Source organism: Escherichia sp. S10b (assembly GCF_028421345.1).
GTDB lineage: Bacteria > Pseudomonadota > Gammaproteobacteria > Enterobacterales > Enterobacteriaceae > ECMA0423.
This window is the reverse complement of sequence record NZ_JAHZSO010000162.1, coordinates 49,343-66,522: the sequence shown is the minus strand read 5'-3', so window position 1 is coordinate 66,522 and position 17,180 is coordinate 49,343. Positions and strand designations below refer to the sequence as shown.

The 17,180-nt window shown below is 52.0% G+C and carries 17 protein-coding genes and 1 riboswitch; of the genes, 7 read left to right on the top strand and 10 right to left on the bottom strand.

What is annotated here, in order from left to right:
• Positions 1–70: 70 nt before the first annotated feature.
• The 4 genes from thiQ to sgrR all read right to left on the bottom strand — a co-directional run bounded on the left by thiQ (position 71) and on the right by sgrR (position 5,141).
• Entirely contained in the window at positions 71–769 is a 699-nt protein-coding gene (thiQ, locus tag FTE26_RS12235) for a thiamine ABC transporter ATP-binding protein ThiQ (protein ID WP_000916281.1), read from the bottom strand.
• On the bottom strand, positions 753–2,363 hold the full coding sequence (gene thiP / locus FTE26_RS12230; RefSeq protein ID WP_000235721.1) for a thiamine/thiamine pyrophosphate ABC transporter permease ThiP: 1,611 nt from the start codon (positions 2,361–2,363) through the stop codon (positions 753–755). Before thiP ends, thiQ begins: the two co-directional genes overlap by 17 nt.
• The gene (gene thiB / locus FTE26_RS12225) at positions 2,339–3,322 is read right to left on the bottom strand and encodes a thiamine ABC transporter substrate binding subunit (RefSeq protein ID WP_001301364.1); all 984 of its coding nucleotides are present in this window, start codon (positions 3,320–3,322) and stop codon (positions 2,339–2,341) included. Before thiB ends, thiP begins: the two co-directional genes overlap by 25 nt.
• Before the next feature lie 30 nt (positions 3,323–3,352).
• Positions 3,353–3,452, bottom strand: a riboswitch (TPP riboswitch).
• Positions 3,453–3,485: 33 nt separating this feature from the next.
• Positions 3,486–5,141, bottom strand: a complete 1,656-nt coding sequence (gene sgrR, locus FTE26_RS12220; RefSeq protein ID WP_001138624.1) for a DNA-binding transcriptional regulator SgrR — start codon at positions 5,139–5,141, stop codon at positions 3,486–3,488.
• A gap of 88 nt (positions 5,142–5,229) precedes the next feature.
• Between sgrR and sgrT the strand changes: the two genes are divergently transcribed.
• Together sgrT and setA are read left to right on the top strand one after the other, a co-directional pair.
• A complete protein-coding gene (gene sgrT, locus FTE26_RS12215) occupies positions 5,230–5,361 on the top strand; it encodes a glucose uptake inhibitor SgrT (protein ID WP_001248770.1) in 132 nt (43 codons plus the stop codon).
• A gap of 101 nt (positions 5,362–5,462) precedes the next feature.
• Positions 5,463–6,641 (top strand): sugar efflux transporter SetA, encoded by a 1,179-nt coding sequence (gene setA, locus FTE26_RS12210; RefSeq protein ID WP_000637831.1) that lies wholly within the window; start codon positions 5,463–5,465, stop codon positions 6,639–6,641.
• Positions 6,642–6,689: 48 nt separating this feature from the next.
• On the opposite strand, the gene leuD is transcribed toward setA, so the two are convergent.
• The 5 genes from leuD to leuL all read right to left on the bottom strand — a co-directional run bounded on the left by leuD (position 6,690) and on the right by leuL (position 11,550).
• Positions 6,690–7,295, bottom strand: coding sequence for a 3-isopropylmalate dehydratase small subunit (gene leuD, locus FTE26_RS12205; RefSeq protein WP_000818228.1), 606 nt, complete (start codon positions 7,293–7,295; stop codon positions 6,690–6,692).
• Positions 7,296–7,305: 10 nt separating this feature from the next.
• Complete coding sequence (leuC, locus tag FTE26_RS12200) at positions 7,306–8,706, bottom strand: 3-isopropylmalate dehydratase large subunit (protein ID WP_001140652.1); 1,401 nt, start codon at positions 8,704–8,706, stop codon at positions 7,306–7,308.
• 2 nt (positions 8,707–8,708) lie between these two features.
• Positions 8,709–9,800: a 3-isopropylmalate dehydrogenase gene (gene leuB, locus FTE26_RS12195; protein ID WP_000042353.1), complete on the bottom strand. Its 1,092-nt coding sequence runs from the start codon at positions 9,798–9,800 to the stop codon at positions 8,709–8,711.
• Positions 9,800–11,371: a 2-isopropylmalate synthase gene (gene leuA / locus FTE26_RS12190; RefSeq protein ID WP_000082850.1), complete on the bottom strand. Its 1,572-nt coding sequence runs from the start codon at positions 11,369–11,371 to the stop codon at positions 9,800–9,802. Before leuA ends, leuB begins: the two co-directional genes overlap by 1 nt.
• 92 nt (positions 11,372–11,463) lie before the next feature.
• Positions 11,464–11,550 (bottom strand): leu operon leader peptide, encoded by an 87-nt coding sequence (gene leuL, locus FTE26_RS12185; protein ID WP_001300467.1) that lies wholly within the window; start codon positions 11,548–11,550, stop codon positions 11,464–11,466.
• Positions 11,551–12,209: 659 nt separating this feature from the next.
• Here leuL and leuO point away from each other — a divergent pair.
• On the top strand, positions 12,210–13,154 hold the full coding sequence (gene leuO, locus FTE26_RS12180; RefSeq protein ID WP_001115472.1) for a transcriptional regulator LeuO: 945 nt from the start codon (positions 12,210–12,212) through the stop codon (positions 13,152–13,154).
• A gap of 154 nt (positions 13,155–13,308) precedes the next feature.
• Here leuO and FTE26_RS12175 read toward each other — a convergent pair whose 3' ends face one another.
• Positions 13,309–13,353, bottom strand: a complete 45-nt coding sequence (locus FTE26_RS12175; protein WP_120795371.1) for a protein YabR — start codon at positions 13,351–13,353, stop codon at positions 13,309–13,311.
• 118 nt (positions 13,354–13,471) lie between these two features.
• Here FTE26_RS12175 and ilvI point away from each other — a divergent pair, with 118 nt between their 5' ends.
• The 4 genes from ilvI (at position 13,472) to cra (ending at position 16,874) form a co-directional block, all read left to right on the top strand.
• Positions 13,472–15,196 (top strand): acetolactate synthase 3 large subunit, encoded by a 1,725-nt coding sequence (ilvI, locus tag FTE26_RS12170; RefSeq protein WP_001295534.1) that lies wholly within the window; start codon positions 13,472–13,474, stop codon positions 15,194–15,196.
• A gap of 2 nt (positions 15,197–15,198) precedes the next feature.
• Positions 15,199–15,690: an acetolactate synthase small subunit gene (gene ilvN / locus FTE26_RS12165; protein WP_001300383.1), complete on the top strand. Its 492-nt coding sequence runs from the start codon at positions 15,199–15,201 to the stop codon at positions 15,688–15,690.
• An 11-nt stretch (positions 15,691–15,701) separates the two neighbouring features.
• Positions 15,702–15,788 (top strand): fruR/shl operon leader peptide, encoded by an 87-nt coding sequence (locus FTE26_RS12160; RefSeq protein ID WP_001303787.1) that lies wholly within the window; start codon positions 15,702–15,704, stop codon positions 15,786–15,788.
• Positions 15,789–15,869: 81 nt separating this feature from the next.
• Positions 15,870–16,874: a catabolite repressor/activator gene (gene cra, locus FTE26_RS12155; RefSeq protein ID WP_000762401.1), complete on the top strand. Its 1,005-nt coding sequence runs from the start codon at positions 15,870–15,872 to the stop codon at positions 16,872–16,874.
• Positions 16,875–17,180: the final 306 nt, after the last annotated feature.

Below are 17,180 nucleotides of genomic sequence, written 5' to 3'. Positions count from 1 at the left end.
CTTATCAGGCCTACAAAACGCACTACCCGTAGGTCGGATAAGGCGTTCACGCCGCATCCGACAGTGCATACTAACCCGTAATCCCCAATAGTGCCGAAGCACTCGCCTTACCGCTCAACAACTCATTGGTCATACCCTGCCAGGCGATGCGCCCGTCGGCGACTACTACCGAGCGCGTGGCGATCCGCGCCGCATCTTCCACGCTGTGCGACACCATCAATAGCGTCATTTTTTGCTGCTGGCAGCTCGTGCTCACCAGCGTCAACATCTCCTGACGTAACGCCGGATCGAGCGCAGAGAACGGTTCATCGAGCAATAAAATCGGCTGTTCGCGTACCAGACAACGCGCTAACGCCACTCGCTGTCGCTGACCGCCGGAAAGCTCGCCCGGTAACCGCGCCATTAAATTATCAATCCCCATCTGGCGGGCGATAGCGTGCATTTTCCCCTGCTGTACCGCGTTCAGTTTCAATCCCGGATTTAGCCCCAGCCCGATGTTCTGTGCGACCGTCAGGTGGCTGAACAGGTTGTTCTCCTGAAACAGCATCGACACCGGACGGCGTGACGGCGGCATAGTTGTGTGATCTACGCCATCGATAGTCAGCGAACCGCTGGCTGGCGTCAGAAAACCGGCGATCAAATTCAGCAGGGTACTTTTACCCGCGCCGCTTGGCCCGAGGATCGCCACCTGCTCGCCGCGTTCCACCGTTAAGCTAAAACGCATCGGCAAATGGTGGTAAAGCCAGGTGATATCAGTCAGTTTTAACATTTCGCCCCGGTAGTTTTTCAATCACGGTAAACAGCAGAAAACAGAGCAGCAGCAGAATTAACGCGGTGACCGCACCGTCCTGGCTGCGATAGGAGCCAATTTGCTGGTAGAGATAAAACGGCAGGGTGCGGAAATCATCGTTACCGAACAACGCCACCACGCCAAAATCACCAATCGACAGCACGCATGCAAAGGCCAGCGCCTGCGCCAGTGGACGTTTCAGGGCGCGCAGCTCCACCACTTTTAAGCGTGACCAGCCTTCAATCCCCAGCGACTGACATAACATGCTGTAGCGGGCGGTGATATCGCGCATCGGGTTTTCCAGCACTTTCAGCGCATAAGGGATCGCCATTAACGCATTGGTGAAAATCACAATGCCGTCAGCAGATTGTGGCAGGCCGATAGTGTTGTTGAGCAGTAAAAAGAAGCCGGTAGCCAGCACAATCCCCGGCATGGCGAGGATCAACATGCCGCTCATCTCCAGCACCTGACCCGCCAGCATTTTCTGCCGCGCCCGCAGTTCGCGACTGCTCCATAGCAGCATCATGGTCAGCACTACGCACAATACACCTGCCGCCAGCGCAATACGCAACGAGGTCCACAGCGCCTGCCACAGCACCGGTTGTGCCAGCACTTCCGGCAACTGGCGATTTACCCCATCGACGATCACCGCCAGTAACGGTGGCAGCAACAGCAGCAGCGCCAGCACAATTAACACCGTGTCGCAAATGCGGCTATGCAGACGATCGTCCGGGTCGCGCCAGCCTTGCAGCAGCGTGGTGCCGGGCGCAATGGCCTTACTCAATCGCTGACTCAACAGCACCAGCCCGAGGCAGCACACCATCTGGAGCAGCGCCAGCATTGCCGCGCGGGCAGGATCGTAGTCGTAACTCAGCGCCTGATAGATTGCCAGCTCGATAGTGGTCGCCTGCGGACCGCCCCCCAGCGATAGCACGGTGGCGAAGCTGGCGAAACAGAGCATAAAGATAAGCGCAGCAACCGGCGGGATTTGTCGCCGTAACCACGGCCATTCGACGAAGCGGAAAAAATGCCAGCTACGCATCCCAAGCTGGGCGGCAAGTTGACGCTGTTCGCCGGGGATGTTTTCCAGTGCCTGGAGTAATAAGCGGCTCGCCATCGGCAGATTAAAAAACACATGGGCCAGCAAAATACCTTGCAGGCCGTAGGGCGAAAAGGTCCACTCCAGACCGAGCGATTGGCAGAGTGTTGCCAGCCAGCCCTGGCGACCATAGACGCTAAGAATGCCGAAAACAGCGACCAACACCGGGAGGATCAAGGTCATTGCACACAGACGCAACAGCGCCAGCCGACCCGGAAAGCGCCTGCGATAGAGCGCGCGGGCGAGGAATATCGCGGGTATGACAGAGAGCAGTGCCGAGAGAAACGCCTGCCAGAAGGAGAAGCGCACCACATGCCACAGATAGCTGTCCTGCCAGACTGCCACCCAGTCATCCTGCGGCGCGTTCCACCACAGGGCGAGAAACGCCGCCAGCGCAACCGCTACCACCAGCGTGGTGGCGCTTACACCTGGAATTAACCAGCCGGGAATTAACGGCTGACGGCGCGTTGCCATTCGCTAATCCATGCCTGACGTTGTGCCGCCACTTCGGCTGGCGTGAACTCCAACGTGGTTGCGGGTTTGGTCAATTTTTCAAAACCGGCAGGCAGCGTGACGTTTGCCACCGGATACATCCAGTTGCCGGTTGGGATCGCATTCTGGAAAGCCGGAGAAACCATAAACTGGAGGAATTTTTGCGCCAGCTCCGGCTGCTTGCTGGCAGCGGTGCGGGCGGCGACTTCCACTTGCAGATAGTGACCTTCGCTGAAGTTCGCGGCGGCGTAGTTATCTTTCTTCTCTTCGAGAATGTGATAAGCCGGAGAGGTGGTGTAACTCAGTACCAGATCGCTTTCACCTTTTAAAAACAGGCCGTAGGCTTCGCTCCAGCCTTTGGTGACCGTGACCGTTTTCTTCGCCAGTTTCTGCCAGGCTTGTGGGGCGTCATCGCCATAGACTTTTTGCATCCATAGCAACAGACCCAGCCCCGGTGTACTGGTGCGCGGATCCTGATAAATCACCCGCCAGTTTTGATCGCTCTCAACCAGTTCTTTCAGGCTTTGTGGCGGGTTTTTCAGTTTGTTCTTGTCATAAACGAAGGCGAAGTAGCCATAATCAAACGGTACGAAAGTGTCATTATTCCAGCCGCCGGGAACGTTAACGGCATCCGCTGCCACACCGCTTTTGGCAAACAGTCCGGTTTTACTGGCGGCGTCTAACAGGTTGTTATCCAGCCCCAGCACCACATCGGCTTTACTGTTTTTGCCTTCCATCCGTAGACGGTTGAGAAGCGAAACGCCATCTTCCAGCGCCACCAGTTTCAGTTCGCAATTACAGTCGGCTTCAAAGGCTTTTTTAACCACCGGACCAGGCCCCCAGTCGGCGGCGAAGGAATCGTAGGTATAAACAGTCAGAACGGGTTTAGCGAAAACGGGCGCTGTGCACAGCAACAGCAGGGGCAGACATTTTTTTAACACTTTGCACCTCAAAAAAGAGTGGCAAAGGACTTGAGAAGGAGCCTCAAATCCCTTCGCCGGCGTTATCCGGATCAGGTTCGACGGGTATTTTCTCAGCGCACGCGTACGCGTGGCACCCCGTTGAGAACGGCGTTAGTGTAGTGATTTTGTTATCAACCAGCAATCATGGATCCGGTGGCGCAAACCACGCTGATTTAAAATCGAACCAGCCGAGGGTATTCATGCGCAGGCCGCGCATACTGCGTTGCCCCTGAATGATCAGCCAGTGGTGCAATAATGGCACCATCGCTTTGCTGGCGACCAGTTGCTGGCACCAGTTCGCCAGATTCATCTCGCCATTGCGCCAGCGAGCAGCGTCGGCTTGCCAGTCAATGGGAATGCAATGTTGTAGCAGTGGCACTTCGCATAAATGTGCGAAAACAGAGAAGTCCAGCGGCAGGGTAAAGTTGGCGCTGTTTAGCCAGATATCACTTTCGATCTCTCCTGTATGCCACTGATCGTAGTCGATCTCTTTGATTTTCAGCGTGACCTGGTGACTTGCCAGAATCTGCTGCATGATCCCGGCAATCACCCGATGCTCACTGTGATCCTGATAAAAGGTTAGGGTGAGGCTTTCCAGGCCAGCCGGTTTTTCGCTCTTTATGGTGCGGGCATGGTGCCAACGGGGGAGCAGTCCATAAGCCGGGAACCACAGTTGCTGGTACTGTTCCTCAGCGAAATAGACCAGATTAGTTGGAGAAAGCACATAGCTTACCCAGTCCCTGACTTGCTGATTCGCCCCGCGATGGGTGCGGCTGTCGAACAGTAAATAGTAGCAACCTTCCTCCAGGCGGCTTTCAATCTCTTTTTCCTCGCCCTGTGGACCTTTTAGCATCAGCCCTCCGGCTGGCTCGTCGGCAATTTCCGGCAGAACCCAGACGTTAACTTCGTCGATTAATGCCCGGTAACCGAAGAAGTCATCGAATGCCTGAATTTTCAGTTGATTGGTGCTGTTGCGAATCACCGCATACGGACCGGTGCCGATGGGATGGCTGGCAAAGTTACTGAGGGTTTCCCATTCGCGCGGCAGGATCATCGCCGGAACTTGCCCCAGCAGTAACGGTAACCAGCGGTCCGGTTGCGTGAGATGGATATCCAGCGTCCAGGGCGTCGGCGACACAATGTCAGCAATATGCGAATAGAGCGGCAGCGTATTGATTCGTTTTAAAGAGGCGATCACATCGTCCATTTCCAGTTCACGACCATGGTGAAAATGGACTCCTGGACGCAAAAAGAAACGCCAGTGAAGCGGTGAAATTTGCTGCCAGTGGTGGGCGATGTCTGCTTCCAGTTCCCCATTTTCCTCATTTATGCGCGTTAGCGAACTGAAGATTTGCCGGGCGATATGGGTTTCGGAACGGCGCAATGCGCTGCCAGGTAGCAGATTACGCAACGGACGATAGTAGAGCACGCGCAGGATGTGCCGCCCCTGGCGGAAGCTGCGGCCCAGATGAGAAACCAGCATTTGCCGCACAGTCGCTTTGTCGCCAACCAACTGCACCAGTTGATCGATACGATCCTGCTCCAGCAGGTCTTCCGCCCGCTGTTGCTGAAGCGCCAGCCCGGTATAGAGGAATGTCAGACGCGAGCGTTTACCGCGCCCGACTTCCGCTTCCCACGTCAGCCAGCCGCGATCCTGCATGGTGTTGAGCAGGGTGCGCATATGACGACGCGAGCAGCTCAATAACGCTGCCAGTTCGTTGAGCGTTGTGTCCTGCGATTTACCCTCGCAGCATTGCCACAGGCGGATGAACTGTTGTTGCAGACGAGCAGATGGCATAAAAGGGGAACTCCTGTGCAAAAGACAGCAATTTTATTTTCCCTATATTAAGTCAATAATTCCTAACGATGAAGCAAGGGGGTGCCCCATGCGTCAGTTTTATCAGCACTATTTTACCGCGACAGCGAAGTTGTGCTGGTTGCGTTGGTTAAGCGTCCCACAACGATTAACCATGCTTGAAGGACTGATGCAGTGGGATGACCGCAATTCTGAAAGTTGACTTGCCTGCATCATGTGTGACTGAGTATTGGTGTAAAATCACCCGCCAGCAGATTATACCTGCTGGTTTTTTTTATTCTCGCCGCGCTAAAAAGGGAACGTATGATCTGGATAATGACGATGGCTCGCCGTATGAACGGTGTTTACGCGGCATTTATGCTGGTCGCTTTTATGATGGGGGGGGCCGGGGCGCTACAGGCTCCTACATTGAGCTTATTTCTGAGTCGTGAGGTTGGCGCGCAACCTTTCTGGATCGGCCTCTTTTATACGGTGAATGCTATTGCTGGGATCGGCGTAAGCCTCTGGTTGGCAAAACGTTCTGACAGTCAGGGCGATCGGCGAAAACTGATTATATTTTGCTGTTTGATGGCTATCGGCAATGCGCTATTGTTTGCATTTAATCGTCATTATCTGACGCTTATCACCTGTGGTGTGCTTCTGGCATCTCTGGCCAATACGGCAATGCCACAGTTATTTGCTCTGGCGCGGGAATATGCGGATAACTCGGCGCGAGAAGTGGTGATGTTTAGCTCGGTGATGCGTGCGCAGCTTTCTCTGGCATGGGTTATCGGTCCACCGTTGGCCTTTATGCTGGCGTTGAATTACGGCTTTACGGTGATGTTTTCGATTGCCGCCGGGATATTCACACTCAGTCTGGTATTGATTGCATTTATGCTTCCGTCTGTGGCGCGGGTAGAACTGCCGTCGGAAAATGCTTTATCAATGCAAGGTGGCTGGCAGGATAGTAACGTACGGATGTTATTTGTCGCCTCGACGTTAATGTGGACCTGCAACACCATGTACATTATTGATATGCCGTTGTGGATCAGTAGCGAGTTAGGATTGCCAGACAAACTGGCGGGTTTCCTGATGGGGACGGCAGCTGGACTGGAAATACCAGCAATGATTCTGGCTGGCTACTATGTCAAACGTTATGGTAAGCGGCGAATGATGGTCATAGCAGTGGCGGCAGGAGTACTGTTTTACACCGGATTGATTTTCTTTAATAGCCGTATGGCGTTGATGACGCTGCAACTTTTTAACGCTGTATTTATCGGCATTGTTGCGGGTATTGGGATGCTATGGTTTCAGGATTTAATGCCTGGAAGAGCGGGGGCAGCTACCACCTTATTTACTAACAGTATTTCTACCGGGGTAATTCTGGCTGGCGTTATTCAGGGAGCAATTGCACAAAGTTGGGGGCACTTTGCTGTCTACTGGGTAATTGCGGTTATTTCTGTTGTCGCATTATTTTTAACCGCAAAGGTTAAAGACGTTTGATGACGTGGACGATAGCGGAAAGCCCGGTCATTTGACCGGGCAAGGGGATTAATTCATAAACGCAGGTTGTTTTGCTTCATAAGCGGCAATGGCGTCGTCGTGCTGCAAGGTAAGCCCAATACTGTCCAGACCGTTCATCATGCAGTGGCGGCGGAAGGCATCGATGGTAAAGCGATAGGTTTTCTCTCCCGCTTTCACCTCTTGCGCTTCCAGATCCACGTCGAAATGGATCCCCGGATTAGCTTTCACCAGCGCAAACAGTTCGTCCACTTCTGCATCGCTTAATTTCACCGGCAGCAGCTGGTTGTTAAAGCTATTGCCGTAGAAGATGTCAGCAAAACTCGGCGCAATCACCACTTTAAAACCGTAGTCGGTCAATGCCCAGGGCGCGTGCTCACGCGAAGAGCCACAGCCGAAGTTTTCTCGTGCCAGCAAAATGGAAGCGCCCTGATACTGCGGGAAGTTCAGCACGAAGTCCGGGTTTGGCTGTTGGCCTTTTTCATCCAGAAAACGCCAGTCGTTAAACAGATGCGCGCCAAAACCCGTACGGGTCACTTTCTGCAAAAACTGTTTCGGGATGATTGCATCGGTATCGACATTGGCGGCATCCAGCGGAACCACCAGGCCTGTGTGTTTGATAAATTTCTCTGCCATGGTGTGCTCCTTATTTAATGTTGCGAATGTCGGCGAAATGTCCGGTCACAGCAGCAGCGGCAGCCATTGCCGGGCTGACCAGATGCGTGCGCCCGCCGCGCCCCTGGCGGCCTTCAAAGTTACGGTTGCTGGTGGAGGCACAACGTTCGCCCGGATTCAGACGGTCGTTGTTCATCGCCAGACACATTGAGCAGCCAGGCAAGCGCCATTCAAAACCGGCTTCAATAAAGATTTTATCCAGACCTTCCGCTTCCGCCTGGGCTTTTACCGGGCCAGAGCCGGGAACCACCAGTGCCTGCACGCCTGGCGCGACTTTTCGCCCTTTGGCGATCTCCGCTGCCGCGCGTAAATCTTCAATGCGCGAGTTGGTACAGGAACCGATAAACACTTTGTCGATAGCCACTTCGGTCAGCGGAATACCCGGTTTCAGCCCCATATAGGCCAGCGCTTTTTCTGCCGACGCGCGTTCAACCGGATCGGCAAACGAAGCCGGATCGGGAATATTGTCGTTCACGGAAATCACCTGGCCGGGATTGGTGCCCCAGGTGACCTGCGGTGAAATTTCTTCTGCTTGCAGAGTGACAACGGTATCGAAAGTTGCGCCTTCGTCGGTTTGCAGGGTTTTCCAGTAGGCAACGGCGTCGTCGAAATCTTTGCCTTTCGGCGCATGCAGACGGCCTTTGACATAGTTAAAGGTGGTTTCGTCCGGTGCAACCAGACCGGCTTTTGCGCCCATTTCGATTGCCATATTGCACAGGGTCATACGACCTTCCATGCTTAAATCACGGATTGCTTCGCCGCAAAACTCCACCACATGCCCGGTGCCGCCTGCGCTACCGGTTTTACCGATAATTGCCAGCACGATATCTTTTGCGGTAATACCCGGCGCGGCTTTGCCCTGGACTTCAATTTTCATGGTTTTTGCGCGGCCCTGTTTCAGGGTTTGCGTTGCCAGTACGTGTTCAACTTCGGAAGTGCCGATACCAAAGGCCAGTGCGCCAAACGCGCCGTGGGTGGCGGTATGCGAGTCGCCGCAGACAATGGTCATCCCCGGCAAGGTGACGCCCTGTTCCGGCCCCATTACGTGGACGATCCCCTGATACGGGTGATTCAGGTCATACAGTTCGACGCCAAATTCTTTGCAGTTTTTGATCAGTTCCTGCATCTGGATACGCGCCATTTCACCGCAGGCATTAATGTCTTTGGTCTGGGTAGAGACGTTGTGATCCATGGTAGCGAAGGTTTTGCCCGGCTGACGTACCGGGCGACCGTGGGCGCGCAGACCATCGAACGCCTGCGGTGAGGTCACTTCATGCACCAGGTGGCGGTCGATATATAACAGTGGGGTTTCGTTTTCGGCTTCGTACACAACGTGAGCGTCGAACAATTTTTCGTATAACGTCTTAGCCATGATTACACCCCTTCTGCTACATAGCGGGCAATGATATCGCCCATTTCATCGGTACTAACGGCGGCAGCGCCACGGGCTAAATCCCCGGTGCGAATGCCTTCTTCTAATGCGCGGTTAATGGCGCGTTCAATGGCGCAAGCCGCATCATCGGCATCCAGGCTGTAACGCAGCAGCAGTGCCAGCGAAAGGATTTGTGCAATCGGGTTGGCGATGTTTTTGCCTGCGATATCTGGTGCCGAGCCGCCCGCCGGTTCATACAGTCCAAAACCTTGCTCGTTCAGGCTGGCGGAAGGCAACATCCCCATCGAGCCAGTGATCATTGCGCACTCGTCAGACAGAATGTCGCCAAACAGGTTGGAGCACAGCAGAACGTCAAACTGTGATGGATCTTTAATCAGCTGCATGGTGGCGTTGTCGATGTACATATGCGCCAGTTCGACATCCGGGTATTCCGTGGCGATCTCGTTAACGATCTCCCGCCATAAAATAGAGGATTGCAGCACGTTGGCTTTATCGATCGACGTCACTTTGTGGCGACGCTTGCGAGCAGATTCAAACGCGATGCGGGCGATACGTTCGATCTCAAAACGGTGATACACCTCGGTATCAAAGGCTTTTTCATATTGTCCGCTACCTTCGCGGCCTTTTGGCTGACCGAAATAGATGCCGCCGGTCAGTTCGCGCACACACAGGATGTCGAAGCCGTTTGCGGCAATGTCTGCACGCAGCGGACAGAATGCTTCCAGCCCCTGATACAGTTTTGCCGGGCGCAGGTTGCTGAATAATTTGAAGTGCTTACGCAGAGGCAGCAGCGCGCCGCGTTCTGGTTGCTGGTCTGGTGGTAAATGTTCCCACTTCGGGCCGCCTACCGAGCCAAACAGCACGGCATCGGCTTGCTCACAACCTTCAACCGTCGCAGGCGGCAGTGGTTGCCCGTGGTTATCAATGGCTGCGCCGCCTACATCGTAATGGCTGGTGGTGATGCGCATCGCAAAGCGGTTGCGCACGGCATCCAGCACTTTCAGCGCCTGGGTCATCACTTCCGGACCAATACCGTCCCCCGGCAATACGGCAATATGGTAATTCTTCGACATCACACGGTTTCCTTGTTGTTTTCGTTGTGTTGAGCTTTGCGTTGCAACTCTTTTTCGACTTCTGCGGCACGCCAGATATTGTTCAGAACGTGCACCATGGCTTTGGCAGATGACTCGACAATATCGGTAGCCAGGCCGACGCCGTGGAAGCGGCGACCGTTGTAGTTAGCGACGATATCCACCTGACCCAGCGCATCTTTACCGTGGCCTTTGGCGGTCAGGCTGTATTTCACCAGTTCGACGTTATATTCAGTGATGCGGTTAATTGCCTGATAGACGGCATCGACCGGACCGTTACCGTTGGCGGCTTCTGCTTTGACTTCTTCGCCACAGGCCAGTTTGACGGCGGCGGTGGCGATATCGTTAGAGCCAGACTGCACGCTGAAGTAATCCAGACGGAAATGCTCCGGCTCTTCTTGCTGCTTACCGATGAAGGCCAGCGCCTCCAGATCGTAATCAAACACCTGACCTTTTTTGTCCGCCAGCTTCAGGAAAGCATCGTACAAATTGTCTAAATTATATTCACTTTCTTTATACCCCATCTCATCCATGCGATGTTTCACCGCCGCACGCCCCGAACGAGAGGTCAGATTCAGCTGGATTTGGTTCAGACCAATAGATTCTGGTGTCATGATTTCGTAGTTTTCGCGGTTTTTCAGCACGCCATCCTGGTGTATACCGGAGGAGTGTGCGAATGCGCCGCTGCCAACAATGGCTTTGTTTGCCGGGATCGGCATATTACAAATCTGGCTAACTAACTGGCTGGTGCGCCATATCTCCTGGTGATTAATGGCGGTGTGGACGTTGAGAATATCCTTACGAACTTTGATCGCCATGATGACTTCTTCCAGGGAACAGTTTCCGGCACGCTCGCCGATCCCGTTCATTGCGCCTTCCACCTGGCGTGCACCGGCATGTACCGCCGCCAGTGAGTTTCCGACCGCCAGGCCCAAATCGTCGTGGGTATGTACGGAGATAATGGCTTTGTCGATGTTAGGCACGCGTTCATACAGGCCGCTGATGATTCCGGCGAACTCAAACGGCATGGTGTAGCCCACGGTGTCCGGAATGTTGATGGTGGTGGCACCGGCATTAATCGCCGCTTCGACCACTCGCGCCAGATCGGCAATGGGTGTACGCCCGGCATCTTCGCAAGAAAATTCAACATCATCGGTGTAATTACGGGCGCGTTTCACCATATAGATAGCGCGTTCGATCACCTCGTCCAGCGTGCTGCGCAGCTTGGTGGCGATGTGCATTGGCGAAGTGGCAATAAAGGTATGAATACGGAAGGCTTCGGCGACTTTCAGGGATTCGGCCGCCACGTCGATATCTTTTTCCACGCAGCGAGCTAACGCACATACGCGGCTGTTTTTAACCTGGCGGGCGATGGTTTGCACCGATTCAAAATCGCCCGGCGAAGAGACGGGGAAACCGACTTCCATCACGTCAACACCCATACGCTCAAGGGCCAGCGCAATTTGCAGTTTTTCTTTCACACTCAAGCTTGCCTGTAACGCCTGTTCACCGTCGCGCAATGTGGTATCGAAAATAATGACTTGCTGGCTCATGGTTTGGGTCCTTGTCTCTTTTAGAGCGCCTCGCTTCGGGCATAAAAAAACCCGCGCAATGGCGCGGGTTTTTTGTTTGACTGCGTGCTGGCTTAATGCTGGATGCCGCTCACTCGTCTACCGCGCAAAGAAGATGCGTTTAGTAGTAGTAGACCGATAAAGCGAACGATGTGAGTCATTAAATCAGCTCCAGATGAATGCGATATGCTTTTAGAGTTACTGGATACAAAAACGGATGTCAACCCTGACGCAATAAAAACGTCCCGCCAGCGTGAGTTCTGCATCCGTAAAATTAGCTAATTGTGCTGCGGTGGTTAAAGTAAGCGATATTAATTTCTGCTTAACTACCGACGCTTTTCATCGGTTGACATATTTCAGCATAAATTTTTGCATCTAATCAACGAGGAAAAAGGGGACAAAATGCACGCGTTGCAAAACCTATCCTGATGATTTGTATTGAATTATATGTTTTGCGATTTTTTTTGATATTGATTTGGTGAATATTATTGATCAATTAATGTTAAGAATTAATGCATTAAATATATAAATTAATTATTAAATAAGCACATTTAATCCATTTTGTAGATGATTGAGTATTCGCGGTAGTTATGATTAGATTGTTTTCGCAACAAAAACATTATGGATTATTATGCTGTGGTAAATGACTCATTCCACGGCAATGGATTCTGTTTTTATCAGAACCCGTATCTTTATGTTTTCCGAATTTTACTCATTTTGCTTTTTCTTATTTTATATGCATGATAAATCATATTCTTCAGGATTATTTCTCTGCATTCCAATAAGGGAAAGGGAGTTAAGTGTGACAGTGGAGTTAAGTATGCCAGAGGTACAAACAGATCATCCAGAGACGGCGGAGTTAAGCAAACCACAGCTACGCATGGTCGATCTCAACTTATTAACCGTTTTCGATGCCGTGATGCAGGAGCAAAACATTACTCGTGCCGCTCATGTTCTGGGAATGTCGCAACCTGCGGTCAGTAACGCTGTTGCACGCCTGAAGGTGATGTTTAATGACGAGCTTTTTGTTCGTTATGGCCGTGGTATTCAACCGACTGCTCGCGCATTTCAACTTTTTGGTTCAGTTCGTCAGGCATTGCAACTAGTACAAAATGAATTGCCTGGTTCAGGTTTTGAACCCGCGAGCAGTGAACGTGTATTTCATCTTTGTGTTTGCAGCCCGTTAGACAGCATTCTGACCTCGCAGATTTATAATCACATTGAGCAGATTGCGCCAAATATACATGTTATGTTCAAGTCTTCATTAAATCAGAACACTGAACATCAGCTGCGTTATCAGGAAACGGAGTTTGTGATTAGTTATGAAGACTTCCATCGTCCTGAATTTACCAGCGTACCATTATTTAAAGATGAAATGGTGCTGGTAGCCAGCAAAAATCATCCAACAATTAAGGGCCCGTTACTGAAACATGATGTTTATAACGAACAACATGCGGCGGTTTCGCTCGATCGTTTCGCGTCATTTAGTCAACCTTGGTATGACACGGTAGATAAGCAAGCCAGTATCGCGTATCAGGGCATGGCAATGATGAGCGTACTTAGCGTGGTGTCGCAAACGCATTTGGTCGCTATTGCGCCGCGTTGGCTGGCTGAAGAGTTCGCTGAATCCTTAGAATTACAGGTATTACCGCTGCCGTTAAAACAAAACAGCAGAACCTGTTATCTCTCCTGGCATGAAGCTGCCGGGCGCGATAAAGGCCATCAGTGGATGGAAGAGCAATTAGTCTCAATTTGCAAACGCTAACTGATTGCAGAATAGGTCAGACATGAATGTCTGGTTTATTCTGCATTTTTTATTGAATGTAGAATTTTATTCTGAATGTGTGGGCTCTCTATTTTAGGATTAATTAAAAAAATAGAGAAATTGCTGTAAGTTGTGGGATTCAGCCGATTTATTATCAATTTAATCCTCTGTAATGGAGGATTTTATCGTTTCTTTTCACCTTTCCTCCTGTTTATTCTTATTACCCCGTGTTTATGTCTCTGGCTGCCAATTGCTTAAGCAAGATCGGACGGTTAATGTGTTTTACACATTTTTTCCGTCAAACAGTGAGGCAGGCCATGGAGATGTTGTCTGGAGCCGAGATGGTCGTCCGATCGCTTATCGATCAGGGCGTTAAACAAGTATTCGGTTATCCCGGAGGCGCAGTCCTTGATATTTATGATGCATTGCATACCGTGGGTGGTATTGATCATGTATTAGTTCGTCATGAGCAGGCGGCGGTGCATATGGCCGATGGCCTGGCGCGCGCGACCGGGGAAGTCGGCGTCGTGCTGGTAACGTCGGGTCCAGGGGCGACCAATGCGATTACTGGCATCGCCACCGCTTATATGGATTCCATTCCATTAGTTGTCCTTTCCGGGCAGGTAGCGACCTCGTTGATAGGTTACGATGCCTTTCAGGAGTGCGACATGGTGGGGATTTCGCGACCGGTGGTTAAACACAGTTTTCTGGTTAAGCAAACGGAAGACATTCCGCAGGTGCTGAAAAAGGCTTTCTGGCTGGCGGCAAGTGGTCGCCCAGGACCAGTAGTCGTTGATTTACCGAAAGATATTCTTAATCCGGCGAACAAATTACCCTATGTCTGGCCGGAGTCGGTCAGTATGCGTTCTTACAATCCCACTACTACCGGACATAAAGGGCAAATTAAGCGTGCTCTGCAAACGCTGGTAGCGGCAAAAAAACCGGTTGTCTACGTAGGCGGTGGGGCAATCACGGCGGGCTGCCATCAGCAGTTGAAAGAAACGGTGGAGGCGTTGAATCTGCCCGTTGTTTGCTCATTGATGGGGCTGGGGGCGTTTCCGGCAACGCATCGTCAGGCACTGGGCATGCTGGGAATGCACGGTACCTACGAAGCCAATATGACGATGCATAACGCGGATGTGATTTTCGCCGTCGGGGTACGATTTGATGACCGAACGACGAACAATCTGGCAAAGTACTGCCCAAATGCCACTGTTCTGCATATCGATATTGATCCTACTTCCATTTCTAAAACCGTGACTGCGGATATCCCGATTGTGGGGGATGCTCGCCAGGTCCTCGAACAAATGCTTGAACTCTTGTCGCAAGAATCCGCCCATCAACCACTGGATGAGATCCGCGACTGGTGGCAGCAAATTGAACAGTGGCGCGCTCGTCAGTGCCTGAAATATGACACTCACAGTGAAAAGATTAAACCGCAGGCGGTGATCGAGACTCTTTGGCGGTTGACGAAGGGAGACGCTTACGTGACGTCCGATGTCGGGCAGCACCAGATGTTTGCTGCACTTTATTATCCATTCGACAAACCGCGTCGCTGGATCAATTCCGGTGGCCTCGGCACGATGGGTTTTGGTTTACCTGCGGCACTGGGCGTCAAAATGGCGTTGCCAGAAGAAACCGTGGTTTGCGTCACTGGCGACGGCAGTATTCAGATGAACATCCAGGAACTGTCTACCGCGTTGCAATACGAGTTGCCCGTACTGGTGGTGAATCTCAATAACCGCTATCTGGGGATGGTGAAGCAGTGGCAGGACATGATCTATTCCGGCCGTCATTCACAATCTTATATGCAATCGCTACCCGATTTCGTCCGTCTGGCGGAAGCCTATGGGCATGTCGGGATCCAGATTTCTCATCCGCATGAGCTGGAAAGCAAACTTAGCGAGGCGCTGGAACAGGTGCGCAATAATCGCCTGGTGTTTGTTGATGTTACCGTCGATGGCAGCGAGCACGTCTACCCGATGCAGATTCGCGGGGGCGGAATGGATGAAATGTGGTTAAGCAAAACGGAGAGAACCTGATTATGCGCCGGATATTATCAGTCTTACTCGAAAATGAATCAGGCGCGTTATCCCGCGTGATTGGCCTTTTTTCCCAGCGTGGCTACAACATTGAAAGCCTGACCGTTGCGCCAACCGACGATCCGACATTATCGCGTATGACCATCCAGACCGTGGGCGATGAAAAAGTACTTGAGCAGATCGAAAAGCAATTACACAAACTGGTCGATGTCTTGCGCGTGAGTGAGTTGGGGCAGGGCGCGCATGTTGAGCGGGAAATCATGCTGGTGAAAATTCAGGCCAGCGGTTACGGGCGTGACGAAGTGAAACGTAATACGGAAATATTCCGTGGGCAAATTATCGATGTCACACCCTCGCTTTATACCGTTCAATTAGCAGGCACCAGCGGTAAGCTTGATGCATTTTTAGCATCGATTCGCGATGTGGCGAAAATTGTGGAGGTTGCTCGCTCTGGTGTGGTCGGACTTTCGCGCGGCGATAAAATAATGCGTTGAGAATGATCTCAATGCGCAATTTACAGCCCAACATGTCACGTTGGGCTTTTTTTGCGAAATCAGTGGGAACCTGGAATAAAAGCAGTTGCCGCAGTTAATTTTCTGCGCTTAGATGTTAATGAATTTAACCCATACCAGTACAATGGCTATGGTTTTTACATTTTACGCAAGGGGCAATTGTGAAACTGGATGAAATCGCTCGGCTGGCGGGAGTGTCGCGGACCACTGCAAGCTATGTTATTAACGGCAAAGCGAAGCAATACCGTGTGAGCGACAAAACCGTTGAAAAAGTCATGGCTGTGGTGCGTGAGCACAATTACCACCCGAACGCCGTGGCAGCTGGGCTTCGTGCTGGACGCACACGTTCTATTGGTCTTGTGATCCCCGATCTGGAGAACACCAGCTATACCCGCATCGCTAACTATCTTGAACGCCAGGCGCGGCAACGGGGTTATCAACTGCTGATTGCCTGCTCAGAAGATCAGCCAGACAACGAAATGCGGTGCATTGAGCACCTTTTACAGCGTCAGGTTGATGCCATTATTGTTTCGACGTCGTTGCCTCCTGAGCATCCTTTTTATCAACGCTGGGCTAACGACCCGTTCCCGATTGTCGCGCTGGACCGCGCCCTCGATCGTGAACACTTCACCAGCGTGGTTGGTGCCGATCAGGATGATGCCGAAATGCTGGCGGAAGAGTTACGTAAGTTTCCCGCCGAGACGGTGCTTTATCTTGGTGCGCTACCGGAGCTTTCTGTCAGCTTCCTGCGTGAACAAGGTTTCCGTACTGCCTGGAAAGATGATCCGCGCGAAGTGCATTTCCTGTATGCCAACAGCTATGAGCGGGAGGCGGCTGCCCAGTTATTCGAAAAATGGCTGGAAACGCATCCGATGCCGCAGGCGCTGTTCACAACGTCGTTTGCGTTGTTGCAAGGAGTGATGGATGTCACGCTGCGTCGCGACGGCAAACTGCCTTCTGACCTGGCAATTGCCACCTTTGGCGATAACGAACTGCTCGACTTCTTACAGTGTCCGGTGCTGGCAGTGGCTCAACGTCACCGCGATGTCGCAGAGCGTGTGCTGGAGATTGTCCTGGCAAGCCTGGACGAACCGCGTAAGCCAAAACCTGGTTTAACGCGCATTAAACGTAATCTCTATCGCCGCGGCGTGCTCAGCCGTAGCTAAGCCGCGAACAAAAATACGCGCCAGGTGAATTTCCCTCTGGCGCGTAGAGTACGGGACTGGACATCAATATGCTTAAAGTAAATAAGACTATTCCTGACTATTATTGATAAATGCTTTTAAACCCGCCCGTTAATTAACTCACCAGCTGAAATTCACAATAATTAAGTGATATCGACAGCGCGTTTTTGCATTATTTTGTTACATGCGGCGATGAATTGCCGATTTAACAAACACTTTTCTTTGCTTTTGCGCAAACCCGCTGGCATCAAGCGCCACACAGACGTAACAAGGACTGTTAACCGGGGA

Bases quoted from the DNA above. Each gene is read 5' to 3' on its own strand.
- thiQ (WP_000916281.1), bottom strand. From the start codon at position 769: ATGTTAAAACTGACTGATATCACCTGGCTTTACCACCATTTGCCGATG.
- thiP (WP_000235721.1), bottom strand. From the start codon at position 2,363: ATGGCAACGCGCCGTCAGCCGTTAATTCCCGGCTGGTTAATTCCAGGT.
- sgrR (WP_001138624.1), bottom strand. From the start codon at position 5,141: ATGCCATCTGCTCGTCTGCAACAACAGTTCATCCGCCTGTGGCAATGC.
- sgrT (WP_001248770.1), top strand. From the start codon at position 5,230: ATGCGTCAGTTTTATCAGCACTATTTTACCGCGACAGCGAAGTTGTGC.
- setA (WP_000637831.1), top strand. From the start codon at position 5,463: ATGATCTGGATAATGACGATGGCTCGCCGTATGAACGGTGTTTACGCG.
- leuD (WP_000818228.1), bottom strand. From the start codon at position 7,295: ATGGCAGAGAAATTTATCAAACACACAGGCCTGGTGGTTCCGCTGGAT.
- leuC (WP_001140652.1), bottom strand. From the start codon at position 8,706: ATGGCTAAGACGTTATACGAAAAATTGTTCGACGCTCACGTTGTGTAC.
- leuB (WP_000042353.1), bottom strand. From the start codon at position 9,800: ATGTCGAAGAATTACCATATTGCCGTATTGCCGGGGGACGGTATTGGT.
- leuA (WP_000082850.1), bottom strand. From the start codon at position 11,371: ATGAGCCAGCAAGTCATTATTTTCGATACCACATTGCGCGACGGTGAA.
- leuL (WP_001300467.1), bottom strand. From the start codon at position 11,550: ATGACTCACATCGTTCGCTTTATCGGTCTACTACTACTAAACGCATCT.
- leuO (WP_001115472.1), top strand. From the start codon at position 12,210: ATGCCAGAGGTACAAACAGATCATCCAGAGACGGCGGAGTTAAGCAAA.
- ilvI (WP_001295534.1), top strand. From the start codon at position 13,472: ATGGAGATGTTGTCTGGAGCCGAGATGGTCGTCCGATCGCTTATCGAT.
- ilvN (WP_001300383.1), top strand. From the start codon at position 15,199: ATGCGCCGGATATTATCAGTCTTACTCGAAAATGAATCAGGCGCGTTA.
- FTE26_RS12160 (WP_001303787.1), top strand. From the start codon at position 15,702: ATGCGCAATTTACAGCCCAACATGTCACGTTGGGCTTTTTTTGCGAAA.